The organism is Gordonia sp. 135 (assembly GCF_009720185.1).
Taxonomy (GTDB): Bacteria; Actinomycetota; Actinomycetes; order Mycobacteriales; family Mycobacteriaceae; genus Gordonia; species Gordonia alkanivorans.
Map to the genome: position 1 here is coordinate 1,755,681 of NZ_CP046257.1, position 14,530 is coordinate 1,770,210.

13 protein-coding genes are annotated in these 14,530 nt (G+C 69.1%); 7 read left to right on the forward strand and 6 right to left on the reverse strand.

Translation table 11 applies throughout. The features are described from left to right. Nucleotides 1-35 precede the first annotated feature (35 nt). On the forward strand, nucleotides 36-1,799 hold the full coding sequence (locus tag GKZ92_RS08075; RefSeq protein WP_042376705.1) for a GMC family oxidoreductase N-terminal domain-containing protein: 1,764 nt from the start codon (nucleotides 36-38) through the stop codon (nucleotides 1,797-1,799). A 59-nt stretch (nucleotides 1,800-1,858) separates the two neighbouring features. Here GKZ92_RS08075 and GKZ92_RS08080 read toward each other — a convergent pair whose 3' ends face one another. From GKZ92_RS08080 to GKZ92_RS08090, 3 genes are read right to left on the reverse strand one after another with little or no spacing between them, the layout of a single operon-like run. Further along, nucleotides 1,859-2,461 carry an energy-coupling factor transporter transmembrane component T family protein gene (locus GKZ92_RS08080; RefSeq protein WP_006360728.1) on the reverse strand — a complete coding sequence of 201 codons (603 nt, stop codon included), beginning with the start codon at nucleotides 2,459-2,461 and terminating at the stop codon, nucleotides 1,859-1,861. Further along, the gene (locus GKZ92_RS08085; RefSeq protein ID WP_006360729.1) at nucleotides 2,458-3,132 is read right to left on the reverse strand and encodes an energy-coupling factor ABC transporter ATP-binding protein; all 675 of its coding nucleotides are present in this window, start codon (nucleotides 3,130-3,132) and stop codon (nucleotides 2,458-2,460) included. The genes GKZ92_RS08080 and GKZ92_RS08085 overlap by 4 nt, the downstream gene beginning before the upstream one ends. 25 nt (nucleotides 3,133-3,157) lie before the next feature. Further along, nucleotides 3,158-3,784 (reverse strand): biotin transporter BioY, encoded by a 627-nt coding sequence (locus GKZ92_RS08090; protein WP_035750894.1) that lies wholly within the window; start codon nucleotides 3,782-3,784, stop codon nucleotides 3,158-3,160. 49 nt (nucleotides 3,785-3,833) lie between these two features. Between GKZ92_RS08090 and guaA the strand changes: the two genes are divergently transcribed. After that, nucleotides 3,834-5,426: a glutamine-hydrolyzing GMP synthase gene (gene guaA / locus GKZ92_RS08095; RefSeq protein WP_155225158.1), complete on the forward strand. Its 1,593-nt coding sequence runs from the start codon at nucleotides 3,834-3,836 to the stop codon at nucleotides 5,424-5,426. Nucleotides 5,427-5,487: 61 nt separating this feature from the next. Here the strand turns inward: guaA and GKZ92_RS08100 are convergent, their stop codons facing one another. Together GKZ92_RS08100 and GKZ92_RS08105 are read right to left on the reverse strand one after the other, a co-directional pair. After that, nucleotides 5,488-5,718, reverse strand: a complete 231-nt coding sequence (locus GKZ92_RS08100) for a hypothetical protein (RefSeq protein ID WP_006360732.1) — start codon at nucleotides 5,716-5,718, stop codon at nucleotides 5,488-5,490. Continuing rightward, nucleotides 5,715-7,190 (reverse strand): PspC domain-containing protein, encoded by a 1,476-nt coding sequence (locus GKZ92_RS08105; protein ID WP_155225159.1) that lies wholly within the window; start codon nucleotides 7,188-7,190, stop codon nucleotides 5,715-5,717. Before GKZ92_RS08105 ends, GKZ92_RS08100 begins: the two co-directional genes overlap by 4 nt. 152 nt (nucleotides 7,191-7,342) lie before the next feature. Here GKZ92_RS08105 and GKZ92_RS08110 point away from each other — a divergent pair, with 152 nt between their 5' ends. After that, nucleotides 7,343-8,617, forward strand: coding sequence for an ATP-binding protein (locus GKZ92_RS08110; RefSeq protein ID WP_035750566.1), 1,275 nt, complete (start codon nucleotides 7,343-7,345; stop codon nucleotides 8,615-8,617). Further along, a complete protein-coding gene (locus tag GKZ92_RS08115; protein ID WP_006360735.1) occupies nucleotides 8,614-9,360 on the forward strand; it encodes a LuxR C-terminal-related transcriptional regulator in 747 nt (248 codons plus the stop codon). Before GKZ92_RS08110 ends, GKZ92_RS08115 begins: the two co-directional genes overlap by 4 nt. A 92-nt stretch (nucleotides 9,361-9,452) precedes the next feature. Here GKZ92_RS08115 and GKZ92_RS08120 read toward each other — a convergent pair whose 3' ends face one another. Then, nucleotides 9,453-10,715 (reverse strand): serine/threonine-protein kinase, encoded by a 1,263-nt coding sequence (locus GKZ92_RS08120; protein ID WP_035750568.1) that lies wholly within the window; start codon nucleotides 10,713-10,715, stop codon nucleotides 9,453-9,455. A gap of 79 nt (nucleotides 10,716-10,794) precedes the next feature. Between GKZ92_RS08120 and GKZ92_RS08125 the strand changes: the two genes are divergently transcribed. The 3 genes from GKZ92_RS08125 to GKZ92_RS08135 all read left to right on the forward strand — a co-directional run bounded on the left by GKZ92_RS08125 (nucleotide 10,795) and on the right by GKZ92_RS08135 (nucleotide 14,529). Then, the gene (locus tag GKZ92_RS08125) at nucleotides 10,795-11,826 is read left to right on the forward strand and encodes an Rv2578c family radical SAM protein (protein WP_006360737.1); all 1,032 of its coding nucleotides are present in this window, start codon (nucleotides 10,795-10,797) and stop codon (nucleotides 11,824-11,826) included. Between the two features lie 289 nt (nucleotides 11,827-12,115). Next, nucleotides 12,116-12,883 carry a hypothetical protein gene (locus GKZ92_RS08130; protein WP_035750570.1) on the forward strand — a complete coding sequence of 256 codons (768 nt, stop codon included), beginning with the start codon at nucleotides 12,116-12,118 and terminating at the stop codon, nucleotides 12,881-12,883. Next, on the forward strand, nucleotides 12,883-14,529 hold the full coding sequence (locus GKZ92_RS08135) for a DNA polymerase Y family protein (protein WP_006360739.1): 1,647 nt from the start codon (nucleotides 12,883-12,885) through the stop codon (nucleotides 14,527-14,529). The genes GKZ92_RS08130 and GKZ92_RS08135 overlap by 1 nt, the downstream gene beginning before the upstream one ends. The last annotated feature ends 1 nt before the right edge of the window (nucleotide 14,530 follow it).

The following is a 14,530-nucleotide window of genomic DNA, read 5'->3' on the forward strand; positions in this document are numbered from 1 at the left end:
CATCCCATGTGACAACGACCATTAGCATCGTATTCATGGGTGTGAAGAAGCGATCCGACAGCTCCACGGACTTCGACGTCCTCATCGTCGGATCCGGTTTCGGCGGCAGCGTGAGCGCGCTGCGACTCGTGGAGAAGGGTTACCGCGTCGGCGTCATCGAGGCGGGTCGCCGTTTCGAGGACGACGAGTTCGCGAAGACCTCATGGCGTCTCAACCGCTGGCTGTGGGCGCCGAAGCTGGGCCTGTACGGAATCCAGCGCATCCACGCGCTCAAGGATGTGATGATCCTGGCCGGTGCGGGTGTGGGCGGCGGTTCGCTGAACTACGCGAACACGCTGTACAAGCCGCCGACGCCGTTCTTCACCGACCCCCAGTGGAACCACATCACCGACTGGGAGGACGAGCTCACGCCGTACTACGACCAGGCCCGGCGGATGCTCGGCGTGGTCAAGAACCCGACTGTCACCTCTTCCGACCGGATCGTCGCCGAGGTGGCGGAGGAGATGGGCGTCGGCCACACCGTGACCCCCACGCCCGTCGGCGTGTTCTTCGGAGCCAAGACCGGACTCGCCGGCGCACCCGGAGAGACGGTGCCCGACCCGTACTTCGGCGGCGCGGGACCCGACCGCACTGCCTGCACCGAATGCGGAGCCTGCATGACCGGCTGCCGCGTCGGCGCCAAGAACACGCTTCTGAAGAACTACCTCGGACTCGCGGAACGCAACGGTGCCACCATCGTCGACCGCACCACGGTCGACTCGCTCGTCCGGCGTGCCGACGGCTCGTGGCAGGTCGGCACACACCACTCGTCCTCGTGGGGACCGCTGGGACGACGCAAGCGCACCTTCACCGCCGGTCACGTGATTCTCGCCGCCGGAACGTTCAACACCCAGCGTCTGATGCATCACGCGAAACTGACCACGCTGCCGCAGATCTCGGATGCGATGGGACAGCTGACGCGTACGAACTCGGAGTCGATCCTGGGCGCGATGGGTTCGCGGATCGATCCGGAGAACGACTACTCGCGCGGCGTCGCGATCACCTCGTCGTTCTACCCGGAGCCGAACACCCACATCGAGCCGGTGCGATATGGCAAGGGCTCCAACGCGATCGCCTACCTGCAGACGTTGCTCACCGACGGCGGCACGCGCCGCAACCGGTTCGGGCAGTTCCTGAAGCAGGTCGCGAAGAACCCGTTCCTGCTGGTTCGGCTGCTCGTCGTGAAGCAGTGGAGCGAACGTACGGTGATCGCGCTGGTCATGCAGAACAACAACAACTCGCTGACGACCTTCGTGCGCAAGCGGGGACCGCTGCGCTACGTCACCAGCAAGCAGGGGCACGGCGAGCCGAACCCGACGTGGATCCCCAAGGGCAACGAGGCAACTCGCCGGATCGCCGCCAAGATGAACAGCGGCATCGCCGGTGGCACGTGGGGCGACATCTTCAACATGCCGCTGACCGCCCACTACCTCGGCGGGTGTGCGATCTCCGACGACCCGTCCACCGGCGTCATCGACCCCTACCAGCGCGTGTGGAACTACCCGACGCTGCACGTCACCGACGGTGCATCGGTCTCGGCGAACCTCGGTGTGAACCCGTCGCTCACGATCTGTGCCCAGGCCGAGCGCGCGATCGCGTTGTGGCCGAACAAGGGTGAGGAAGACCGCCGGCCGTCGCAGGGGCAGTCGTACCAGCGCATCGATCCCTCGACGCCCAAGGCGCCGGTCGTCCCCGCGGATGCGCCCGGGGCGCTGCGCCTGCCGATCACGCCGATCACCCGGCCGGGCGTCACCGCCTGACCGGACTCCGGAGAAGAAATGTGGCTGTGCATGGCACGCATGACTTCTACGGGTTGCGGCTAGTCGAGCCCGCGGGCGGTGAGGGTGTCGGCGAACCCGTCCGCGGTGCGGAGCGCGGCGAGCACCACCGGCGCCACCAGGATGCGCGGACCCGGCCGCAGCCCACGCGCCTTGCGTGCCTCGTCGACCTCGCGCACCACCTCGACCATCAGCGGGATCGCTCGGATCGTCAGTGCCAGAGCGATGGCGATCAGGTCGGTGCGCACGCCCACGTGGCGCAGCGGACCCAGGCCGCGGACAATGGCGTCGAGCATGTCGGTGGTGCGGGTCGTCAGTGTGACTATCGTGGCGAGCGCGACCGACAACGCCAGCACGCCGCAGATCACCACGGCGCGTCGCCAATCGGTGAAGATCACCTGAAAAGCGAAGATGAACAACAACATCCAGAGCAGCGGGCGGAGTTGACGCCAGGCCTCGACCGGGCCGATCCCGGCGAGCGCGAACGTCGCCGCGACCGCGAGGGTCGCGATCCCCAACGCGGGCAGCGTCCGCACGGTCAGCGACATCACCAGGATCGCCACGGCCATCGCGACGAACTTGACCCCCGGCGGGAGCCGGTGCACCAGGGTGTTCCCGGGACGGTAGACGCCGAGGACGTTCACGACATCAGTGTGCGGTAGTAGGCGAGCGCCGGCGAGGGCTCGTCGTCGGCGACCACCCGGCCGTCGTCGATGACGATGACGCGGTCGAAGCCGTCGAGGATGTCGAGGTCGTGACTGACGACGATGAGTTGCTCGTCGAGCGTCGCGAAGACGTCGGTGAGCATGCGCGTGTTGCGGAGGTCGAGCAGTGTCGTCGGCTCGTCGGCGACGATGATCGCCGGGTCGGTGACGAAGATCGATGCGAGCGCGAGGAGCTGTTTCTGCCCGCCGGACAGCCGTTGGGCGGGATGGTCGGCGTGCTCGCCCAGCCCGAAACGCTCGAGCACCTCGAGAGCCCGGATCGCGCGCTGCTTCTTGTCTAGGTCGGTGCGGCGCAACGACAGTTCGATGTCCTCGATGACCGTCGGCATGATGATCTGCCGGTCGGGGTCGGAGAAGATGAACCCGACGCGGCGACGGACCTCACGTTTGTTGCGGGAGACGTCGAGACCGTCGACCGTCACCATGCCCGTCCCGGGCACGACGAGCGCGTTGATCATCCGCGCCAGGGTCGACTTCCCGCTGCCGTTGGCCCCGACGATGCCGATCCGGTTCTCGGTGAGATTCAGCGAGACGTCACGCAGCACGACCCGGTCGTCGTAGGCGTGGGAGACGTTCGTGAACTCGATCATCGAAGCGGGGCGATCGCGGAGCGGCTCAGCTGCCGGCGCCGGCGCGCCGGGACAGTCGGAGCGGCTCGATGAGGCCGGGGCGACCGCGATGGATCTGCGCGGCCACCACCGCGGCGACGACGACCTTGATGACGTCGCCGATGATGAACGGGCCGTTCGACGTGATCGCCGCCCACACCGTCAGGTCGGTGCGCAGGACCAATCCGATCACCCCGAACAGGTACAGGACGAACATCCCGCCCAGCGCGTTGATCCCGATGCCCCAGAGAACGCGGTAGCGCGGTTTGTCGCCGACGGACATCATCGCCGCGGTGAGCACGCCGATCACGATGACCGCGGGCAGGAAGCCGACGAAGTAGCCGGCGGTCGGGGAGGCCAGCGCGGTGAGGCCGCTGCGTCCGCCCGACAGGATGGGGAGTCCGGCGATGGCCAGCACCATGAAGATGACGACGGCGAGGGTGCCCTTCCTGGGTCCCAGGACGGCTCCCGCCAGGATCACACCAAGGGTCTGGAACGTGATCGGCACGCCACTGGTGCCGATGTTGATGGTCCCGGGCAGGCCGAGTGCGGCGATCAGCGCGGCGAAAACGGCGGCCTGGGTGAGATCGCCGATGCTCAGCGACCATGCGGTGGTACGGGGAGATGCAGTCATGTCGGTGTCGAAGTATTTCACGTCGTGGTCGACCACTAGACTCGGCCGGGTGACAGACTCTTCTGCAGAGGATTTCCTCGAGGGCCCGCGGCCCGTACTCGTCGTCGACTTCGGAGCGCAGTACGCGCAGCTGATCGCACGGAGAGTGCGTGAGGCCCGGATCTACTCCGAGGTGATCTCCCACGACGCGCCGCTGGCGAAGATCCAGGAGAAGAACCCGGTCGCGATCATCCTCTCGGGCGGACCGGCGTCGGTGTACGCCGAAGACGCCCCCGAACTCGATCCCGCCGTGTTCGACCTGGACATCCCGGTCTTCGGCATCTGCTACGGCTTCCAGGCGATGGCCGCGAAGCTCGGTGGCGAGGTCGCGAACACCGGTGGTCGCGAGTTCGGCCGCACCACCCTGACGGCGAACGGCGAGGGCATCCTGCACCAGGGTCTCTCCGACACCCAGCCGGTGTGGATGAGCCACAACGACGCGGTGCAGCAGGCGCCGGAGGGCTTCACCGTCACCGGTTCGACGCCCGGCGCCCCCGTCGCGGCGTTCGAGAACCTCGAGCGCCGCATGGCCGGCGTCCAGTACCACCCCGAGGTGCTGCACACCCCGCACGGCCAGCAGATCCTCACCCGCTTCCTCTACGAGGTCGCCGGTCTCGAGGCCACCTGGACCGCGGCGAACATCGCCGACGCCCTCATCGACGCGGTCGCCGATCAGATCGGCGACGGCCGGGCGATCTGCGGTCTGTCTGGCGGTGTCGACTCCGCGGTGGCCGCCGCGCTGGTGCAGCGCGCCATCGGCGACCGCCTCACCTGTGTCTTCGTCGACCACGGACTGCTCCGCGCCGGTGAGCGCGAGCAGGTCCAGCACGACTTCGTCGGCGCGACCGGCGCCAAGCTCGTGACCGTCGACGCCGCCGAGGTGTTCCTCAAGGAATTGTCCGGTGTCAGCGACCCGGAGACCAAGCGCAAGATCATCGGCCGCGAGTTCATCCGTTCCTTCGAGGGCGCGGTGAGCGAGGTCCTCGGCGAGGAGGCCGAGTCGGGGGAGAAGGTCGAGTTCCTGGTCCAGGGCACCCTGTACCCCGACGTCGTGGAATCCGGTGGCGGCAGCGGCACCGCGAACATCAAGAGCCACCACAACGTCGGCGGCCTGCCCGACGACCTCGAGTTCAGCCTCGTCGAGCCCCTGCGCCTGCTGTTCAAGGACGAGGTCCGCGCCGTCGGTCGCGAGCTCGGCCTGCCCGAGGAGATCGTGGCACGCCAGCCGTTCCCGGGCCCGGGTCTGGCTATCCGCATCGTCGGCGAGGTGACCGCCGATCGCCTGGAGATGCTGCGCAAGGCCGACCTCATCGCCCGCGAGGAGCTGACCGCCGCCGGCCTCGACGCCCAGATCTGGCAGTGCCCGGTGGTGCTGCTGGCCGACGTCCGCAGCGTCGGCGTCCAGGGCGACGGCCGTACCTACGGACACCCGATCGTGCTGCGTCCCGTCTCGAGCGAGGACGCGATGACCGCCGACTGGACCCGCGTGCCCTACGAGGTCCTCGAGGTCATCTCGACGCGCATCACCAACGAGGTTCCCGACGTCAACCGCGTCGTCCTCGACGTGACGAGCAAGCCGCCGGGCACCATCGAGTGGGAATGACCGAACGCAATCAGGCCGGCGTGATCATCGCGCCGGCCTGATTGCGTTCACCCCTCGTCCCTCATCCCCGGCTACGCGTTCCGGAGATGATGAGGATCAGGCCGATCAGCAGTCCGACGCCGACGGCGGCCCAGCCGAGGTCGGCGGCGTCGGGGAGTGCCGGTCCGCCGGCGAGTCCCCAGCCCGCGACCGCCAGGGCCGCGATGCCCACGATCCCCAATCCCGGTGCACGATGGGTTGATTCGGCGTAGTCGTCGGCGGCGTTCGGGCCGCTGTCGGTTTGCTCGTTCATCGGGTGACCCGAACCTCTCCCATGCCGGTGTGTGCGTCGATCTCGAGAACGGGCCCGTCGGTGCCGTCACGGCCGCCGTCGAGTCCGGCGGGACACTCGATGTCGCCGACGCCGGTGTCGCAGGTGACGCGGACGTTCATGTTCTCGGGCAACGCGACCTCGATGACGCCGATCCCGTTCCGTAGTTCCACCCGCCGGTCGGCGGTGAGGTCGATCTCCCGTAGGTCGAGGGTCATCTCACCCATCCCGAGGGTGTACTCGGTCTGGATGTCGTTCTCGCTCAGCGGCTTCCAGTTGCGATCGCCGACCCCGCCGGTGGGCAGGGTGACACCGGAGACCGTGGTGGTCACGATGGTCGCGATACCCAGCAGGATGGCGACGGGCAGCAGGCCGGTGCTGTGCTCGCCGGTGCGCCGGCGCAGTGTCGCGGCCAGCACGAGGCCGGCACCGACGACCGCCAGAGACAGGGAGAGGATGCGTGGCACGGTGAACCAATCGACTCCAGCCTGATGCAGGGCCGTGCCGATCGCTCCGACGATGACCGCGAGCCCGAGGACGATCAGCGTCAACGGTGACCGGCGACGACGCTGCTCGACCGGCTTCACCGGTGTGGCGGGTTCGGGCAGATCCCAGGCGAACGGGGCGACTCCCAGCGGATCCCAGGCCGGCGGGGCGGTGTCGATGTCGTCGGAGGCGGGCACCGGGGTCGGCAGGGGAGACCAGCGTTGCGTGCCGGCCGAAGCGGTGTCGACGTCGTTCTGGCTCAAGCCCGTCTCCTCTGTCGCCGCGAAGTTCACGGCCGGCTCGGTGGTGGGGGTCACGTTCGTCGCCGGACTCGGCTGCGTTCCGGGGCCGTGGGTGGGTTTCTGCAAGTCGACGCCCGGGGTGTTCGTGGGGGTCGGCGTGTTCGCCGGGACACCGGTGGTCTCGGTGCCGGCCATGGCGCGCGGGACCCAGCGTTCGAACTGCCCCGCCGTCGGCGGCGGCACCACGACGTCGGTGACGGCGACGGTGTCGATGCTGGTGCCGGGCGGGGGCGTCGGGGTGCGCAGGTGGAGCAGGTACCACCCGCCGAGCATGAGGATCGCGCCGACCAGTCCGCCCGATCCCCAGGTGCGGTTCGGGCCGACCGAGGTGACGATGACGATCGCGAGGACGGCCAGCACGATGAACTGCGGGTTGCCCCAGCCGTGGCCGCCGCGACCACCGGAGTGGGCGGCGCGAAGGGCCTCGGCGTGGGCGCGCTGCCGGCCCGGGAACGCGATCCACGCGGCCAGGTACAGGATCAGCCCGCTGCCGCCGAAGAAGGCGGACACCACGAAGGCGATCTTCACGAGGGTCGGATCGACGCGGTAGCGGGCCGCGATGCCACTGCACACGCCGGCGATGGTCCGGTTCTCCGGACGGTAGGGGCGTGTCGACCACATCTCCCTGAGCTGATTCTGGAACTCCTTGGTGTCCATGGCGATCATCGTGCTCTCCCGGGCACCCGCAGCACATCGGGTGATCCCCTGATTTCCGCCCGGGGGTGATCGGGGGGACGAACCTCCACCCCGAGACCGCGGGCACAGAAACAGGGGTGAACCCCGATGTCCGGATTCGTCGCCCGTGGGAACATCGAGGGGTGAGTGGAACGGAGGTGGAGCCTGCCCCGCGGCTGGTACGACGGGACGGCGGCCGGGTGGTCGCCGGGGTCGCCGGTGGCATAGCCGACCATCTGGGGGTCGACGTCTTCCGCGTCCGGATCGTGTTCGTGGTGCTCGCCGCGCTGGCCGGTGCCGGGGTCGCGGCCTACGGGCTGCTGTGGTTCTTCTGCCCACCCGGCAAGGACACCGCACCGCCCGCACCGGGCGAGCGCCGGCAGTCACTCGGACTCGCGGTGATCGGGCTCGTGGCGATGTCGGTCGTCGGCTTCGCCGCGTCGGGCACGCCCGCGGAATACCTCGTCCCCTTCGTGTTCGTCGCCATCGGCGCGAGCCTGGTGTGGCGCGAGTTCGACACCTCTCACCGCGCGCCGCGTGCCCCGCTGCTCACCTGGACACGGCTCATCGGCGGGGTGCTGCTGGTGGTCGGCGGATTGGTGGTGATCGTCCTCGCCGGCGATCGCAGCTTCGGCGGACTCAACTCGACGATCCTCGCGGTGATCGCGACCCTGATCGGCGTCGTGCTGCTCACCGTGCCGCTGTGGATGCGGATGTGGCGCGCCCTCAACGAGGAACGTGCCGCACGCATCCGCAATGCCGAACGCGAGGAGATCGCCTCGCACCTACACGATTCGGTGCTGCAGACCCTCGCACTGATCCAGAAGAAGGCCCATCGCCCGGAGGAGGTCGCGCGCCTCGCCCGCAGCCAGGAACGCGAGCTGCGTGCGTGGCTGTTCGGCGACCCCGCCCAGGAGCGCGGCTCGCTCGCCGCGGCGCTGCGCAGCGTCGGCGCGGAGGTCGAGGACGCCTACGGGGTCGAGGTCGAGATCATCACCGTCGGCGACCTGCGGCCCAGCGACGCACGTGATGCGAAGCGCTGGTCGGCGCTGGCGGGCGCGACCCGGGAGGCGCTGGTCAACGCGGCCAAACATTCCGGTGAGCGCACGGTCGACGTGTACAGCGAGGTGACCGACGATCAGGTCGAGGTGTTCGTCCGCGACCGCGGCGTCGGCTTCGACCCGGACGTCGTCGACGACGATCGCCAGGGCATCACCCGGTCGATCCGGGCGCGGATGGAACGGATGGGTGGCCGCGTGGCGATCACCTCGACACCGGGGCGCGGCACCAACGTCGCGCTCACGATGCCGCGCATCGACGGTGTGGCGGGGACCGAGGTCGCGGGCGAGGTCGCGGCGTCCCCGGTGGAACAGCTGCAGTCAGAGAACGAACCGACGGACGACCGGAAGGTGAGATGACGACCCCCGAGCAGACCCCGAACCCGACGGACACGACGGCCGACGCGGCAGCGTCGTACAACGCCGACGCCGCGGCGTCGACCTACACCGTGTACCTCGTCGACGACCACGCCGTGTTCCGTTCCGGGGTGCGCGCGGAACTGGCCGACGAGTCGGGGCTACGTGTGGTCGGGGAGGCGGGCGCCGTGCCGGAGGCGATCGCCGGGATCGTGGCTACCGCACCGGATGTGGTGCTCCTCGATGTCCACATGCCCGCCGGCGGCGGGGTCGCGGTGCTGCGGGGCGTCCTCGACCGGGTCGGCGCCGATGCGGAGACGGCGCCGGTCTTCCTCGCCCTCAGCGTCTCCGATGCCGCCGAGGACGTGATCGCGACGATCCGGGCAGGCGCCCGCGGGTATGTCACCAAGACGATCGACGGCGCCGAACTGGCCGACGCGGTGCGCCGGGTCGCCGAGGGCGATGCGGTGTTCAGCCCCCGGCTGGCCGGATTCGTGCTGGACTCGTTCACCGGGAAGTCGTCGGCGCCCGAACCGCCGCTGGACCCCGAACTCGACTCCCTCACCCGCCGTGAACTCGAGGTGTTGCGGCTGCTCGCCCGCGGCTACACCTACCGGGAGATCGCCGAGGAACTCTTCATCTCGATCAAGACAGTGGAGACGCACGCGTCGAACGTGCTGCGCAAGACCCAGCAGTCCAACCGGAACGCGCTGACCCGCTGGGCGGCCACGCGCCACATCGGGTAACCCCGCGGGAGCGTTGACCTCCCGCGGGTCCATTTCCCTCCCGCGGGCGCTAGCCGGAAAGCGGGAAGGAAATGGTCCCGCGGGATTGCGTATTACCGCAACAGTGCGATGGCGAGGACCACGAGCACCGCCAGCACCGCGAAGAACACGAACACCGACACCGCGAGCGCGGTGCTCGAGGTCACCGGGGTCCGGGTCGGTTCCCCGTAGCCGGGGTTCATCGGTTGACGGTGGGACGAAGACGACCGGGACGTCACCGAATACGGCGGCGGCGTCGACATCAGGGTCGGGGAGTGGTGCTCCTGCCGGGTGTGCGGGACATCGCGTGAGCCGCGGTCGCCGGCGATCGTGGGGGCGTAGGGCGGCAGCGTCGCGCCCGCCACCGGGCGGTGAGGTCCCGTCGTCGACGAACGGTTGTTACGTTGTGCCCACACCGGCGTACCGGTGCCGGGGCGGGTGATGAGGCCGGTGAGCACCTGGTCCTTGGTACCGCGCGAACCCGCCGCGAACGCGGTGAGGGCATCGCGCGCCTCCGCCATCGTCGGCCGCTTGGTCGGACTCGGTTCGAGCAGGCGCAGCAGGACGGGTTCGAGTTCGCCGGCCTTCGTCATCGGATTGATCCGCGCGCGAGCGACCTTGTGCAGCAAGGTGATCGAATTGTCGTCGACGCCGAACGGTGGTTGACCCTCGACCATCGTGTAGATCGTGGCGCCCAGCGAGTAGACGTCGGAGGCCTCCATCGGCTCCGCGCCGCGGGCCACCTCGGGCGCGAAATAGGCTGGGGTGCCGGTGATCACGCCGGTCTGGGTGAGGGTCACGTCGTCCTTGGCCCGCGAGATCCCGAAGTCGGTGATCTTGACGAGCCCGGCGTTACGGCCGCCCTCGGCGATCAGGATGTTGCCCGGCTTGATGTCGCGGTGCACGATGCCGGCCGCATGGGCCTCGACCATCGCATCGGCAACCTGTGCGCCGATCTGGGCTGCTTCCCTCGGCTCGAGTGTCGTTGTGGCATGCAGGATCTGCGCGACACTGCGCGACGGCAGGTATTCCATCACCAGCCACGGCTCACCGCGGTCGAGGGCGACGTCGTGCATGGCGATGGCGTTGCGATGCGAGAGCTTCGCCGCGATGCGACCTTCGCGCATGGCCCGCTTGCGGACGTTGTCCGCGGAATCCTCGGTGAGGCCCTCGGTGGAGATGACCTGTTTGACGGCCACCTCGCGATCGAGGAGCTGATCGCGGGCCAGCCACACCGTGCCCATGCCGCCGCCACCGATCCGCGACTTCAGGCGGTATCGGCCGGCCACCAGGTACTGGGGACCTGGGGCATGATGGGTTCCGACGGACGGTGGCATACGGCGATGATAGCCGCGAGGGGTCGTCGGCGGGCACTCCGCTTGACAGCCGGATCGCACATGTGTTCGACTCGCTCTCATGCGATGGTCCGAGCAGGCGGTCGAGGCTGACGACGGGGCGCTCCCCGGGCTGAGCCGCTCCGGCCTGGTGCGGTCGGTGCGGACGCCCGACTTCGAGGGTGTCACCTTCCACGAGGTGCTGGCGAAGAGTGCTCTCAATCGTGTCCCGGAAGCATCTCATCTCCCGTTTCAGTTCACTGTCAACACTTTTCGCGGATGCACTCACGCGTGCCGCTATTGTTTCGCCCGGCCGACGCACGAGTACCTCGACCTCGACGCGGGCAAGGACTTCGACTCCCAGGTGGTCGTGAAGCTGAACGTGGCCGCGGTGCTGCGCAAGGAGCTCAAACGCCGCTCGTGGACGCGGGAGACCGTCGCCCTGGGGACCAACACCGACCCGTATCAGCGCGCGGAGGGTCGGTACAAGCTCATGCCGGGTGTGATCGCCGCGCTCGCGGAGTCCCGGACCCCGTTCTCGATCCTCACCAAGGGGACGCTGATCCGGCGCGATCTGCCGCTGCTGCGACAGGCGGCGGGTCAGGTCCCGGTGGGCATCGGCATCTCGCTGGCGATCATCGACCCGGATCTGCAGAGGAAGGTCGAACCCGGCACCCCGTCGCCGCAGGCCAGGCTCTCGCTGATCCGCGACCTCGCCGACGCCGGCCTCGCCCCGCACGTGATGGTCGCACCGGTCATCCCGTATCTGACGGATGCGAGATCTCATCTCGACGAGCTGCTCGGGGCGCTCGCCGACGCGGGGGCGGCGGGCGTGACCGCGTTCCCGATGCACCTGCGGTCCTCGACCAAGCCGTGGTTCCTGGAATGGCTGGCCGAGGAACATCCGGCGCTGATCCGTAGGTACCGCGGTCTCTACGGGCGCGGTGCCTACGTGACGCCGGAGTACTCGTCGTGGTTGCGGGAGCGGATGCAACCGATGGTTCAGCGGCACGGGCTGGCCGGCTCTGGTGGCCTGCGGCAGTCCGGCTCGGACGCGGGGTCGCCCGGGTCCGTGGCCGCACCCGAACTGCAGCACGCACTCACCCTGTTCTGACGGCCCTTGCTCCCCGCGCCTGAAGCAGCGAGGCGGGGATACGCAGCTGTTCGCCTTCTTCTGTGACGAAAGATGCTCCAGTGCAACGTGTTATGTCTGGTCGCGGGTCGCCGATCGGTCTCGGTTGACGCTTGTCGGTGGGTGGTCCTACTCTCTGATCATCGAAACAATGTTCGAATGATCGGCGGACGAGATCACCCTCTCGGATCATTCCCACGGCGGTTCGAGAACCAGATGGCGCAGCACCTTCCCGGCTCGCTCGAGAACCACCACGCGACTGGAGAGTGTCATGGATGTGTCGTCCCGTACGGATGAGTTGGCCGGCCTCCGCCGACGCATGGCGGCGATGTCGGGACGTCCCGACCGGCATGCAGTGGAGACGCGCGATCCGGCCACCGGCGTGCTGCCGATTCCGGAGCCGCTGTCAGAGATACTGCCGCACAATGGGATTCCTCGCGGAACGGTCGCCCGGTTCGACGGTGCCAACTCGTTGCTGATCGCGATGATCGCGTCGGCCACCCGTGCGGGTGGCCAGGTCGGGATCGTCGGGATGCCCCGGCTGAGCCTGTTGTCGGCGGTGGAGATGGGTGCGGACCTCTCGCGCATCGCCACCATTCCCGATCCCGGCCTCGATCCGGTGGAGGTCGCCGCGGTCCTGCTCGACGGCATGGACCTGGTGGTGCTCGGCCGTGTGGGGCCGGGTACGGCGGATGCGGTCGCCCCGTCGCGTGCACGCGTGGTGATGGGACGCGTCCGCAAGCAGTCGTCGGTCCTGCTGGTCGCCGGTGGTACCTGGCCGGGTGCGCAGCTGACCATCGAGGCGCGAGTGCTCACCTACCGGCACAGTCCGCTGCTGTCCGGCGCCACCGACCTGGACTCCGCACGCAGCGGATACGGCCGCATCGGCGGAATGAGACTGCAGGTCACGGCATCAGGACGCGGCAGACAGACCCAGAGCACCGAGGTCGACCTCCTGGCACGAGGTCAGGGTGCCGACCGCTCGGTGGAGATGGTCTCGACGACGAGCACTCGTCCGGTCCTCGCGGTCGCGAACTGATGACACGGCAGGAACTCACCAGGCGGACTCTCGCGCTCTGGTGCCCGGACTGGCCGGCGATGGCGGCGGCCGCCGAGGCCGACCTGCCGCCGCTGCATCCGGTGGCGGTGCTGTCGGCGAACCGGGTGGTCGCCTGCTCGTCGACCGCCCGGGCCGTCGGCGTCCGGCGCGGCATGCGCAAACGCCAGGCGCAGGCGCTGTGCCCGGAGATGACCGTCGTCGCGGCCGACGAGGTCCGCGACGGCCGGCTGTTCGATCCGGTGGTGGCCGCGGTGGCCGACGTGATCCCGACCCTCGAGGTGCTCCGGCCGGGTCTGCTGGTGATCCCCGGTGATCGGGCGGCTCGCTACTTCGGCGGCATGGAGGCGCTCGCCGAGGAGCTCGTCGACGTCGTGTCGGCCTGCGGCATCGAATCGCAGGTCGGCATCGCCGACGAGATCTTCACCGCGGTCCTGGCCGCGCGGCGCGGCCACCAGGTGGAGCCGGGTGGGGACCGGGCCTATCTCGCCGGCCGGCCCATCGCCGATCTCGCCCTCGAACCGAGCATGAGCGACCCGTCGCGTGTCGAGCTGGTGGATCTGTTGCGGCGTCTGGGGATAGGCACCATCGGCGCATTCGCCGAGATGGACATCGCCGACGTGGCGACCCGCTTCGCCCGGGACGCGGTGCTCGCGCACCGTCTGGCCAACGCGTTGCCGGGCCGCGTGCCGTCGGGCCGCCACCTGCCGGCCGAACTCGATGTCGACCACACCTGCGATCCGCCAGTCGACCGCATCGATGCCGCGGCGTTCATCGGCCGCACCCTCGCCGAGAAGCTCCACCAACGACTGCGCGACGCCGCCGTTGCTTGCACCCGACTCACCATCGAGGCGACCACCGAACGCGGACAACAGCATTCGAGGACGTGGAATTGTGCGCAGCCGCTGACCCCGGAGACCACCGCGGACCGTATCCGATGGCAGTTGGAGGGCTGGCTGACCGGTGGCCGGCGAGGGAACAGCCGGGCGAGAGGGCAGGTCAAGGACACCCGCCCCGACTCGCCGATCGTGCGCCTGCGGCTGGAGCCGGTGGAGGTCGTCGAGGCCGGTGCCCTGCACTACCAGCTCACGGAAACGCTCGCGGGTGGCTCGGCGGTCGACCCCGACGTCGAAGAACGCGCTCGACGTTCCCTGGTCCGCATCCAGGGGTTGCTGGGCGGCGATGCCGTGCGCATCCCGGTGCTCAGCGGTGGCCGCGGACCAGCCGAACGGATCACGATGGTGTCCCTCGGCGACGAACGGACACCGCGTCGCGACCCGTCCGCGCCGTGGCCCGGGCACCTGCCGCAACCCACCCCGACGGTTCTGGTGGAGACGGCGATCAGCGTGCTCGACGCCCTCGGTCAACCCGTGCGGGTGACCGACCGGGGAGCGTTCACCGCCGAACCGGTGACCGTCCGGCTGTCGGAGACGACGGGTGGCGGAAAAGGCCGGAAGACGAGCTGGGGGTTGTGCTGGTGGGCCGGTCCGTGGCCGGTCGGAATGGACCGCGCATCCGCGGCGGGAACCGAACTGATCGCGCGGGCTCAGGTGCTGCTCGACGACTCACGCGCCCTGCTGCTCTGTTACCGCGGCGGTGAGTGGATCGTCGAAGGGGTCTACGAGTGAG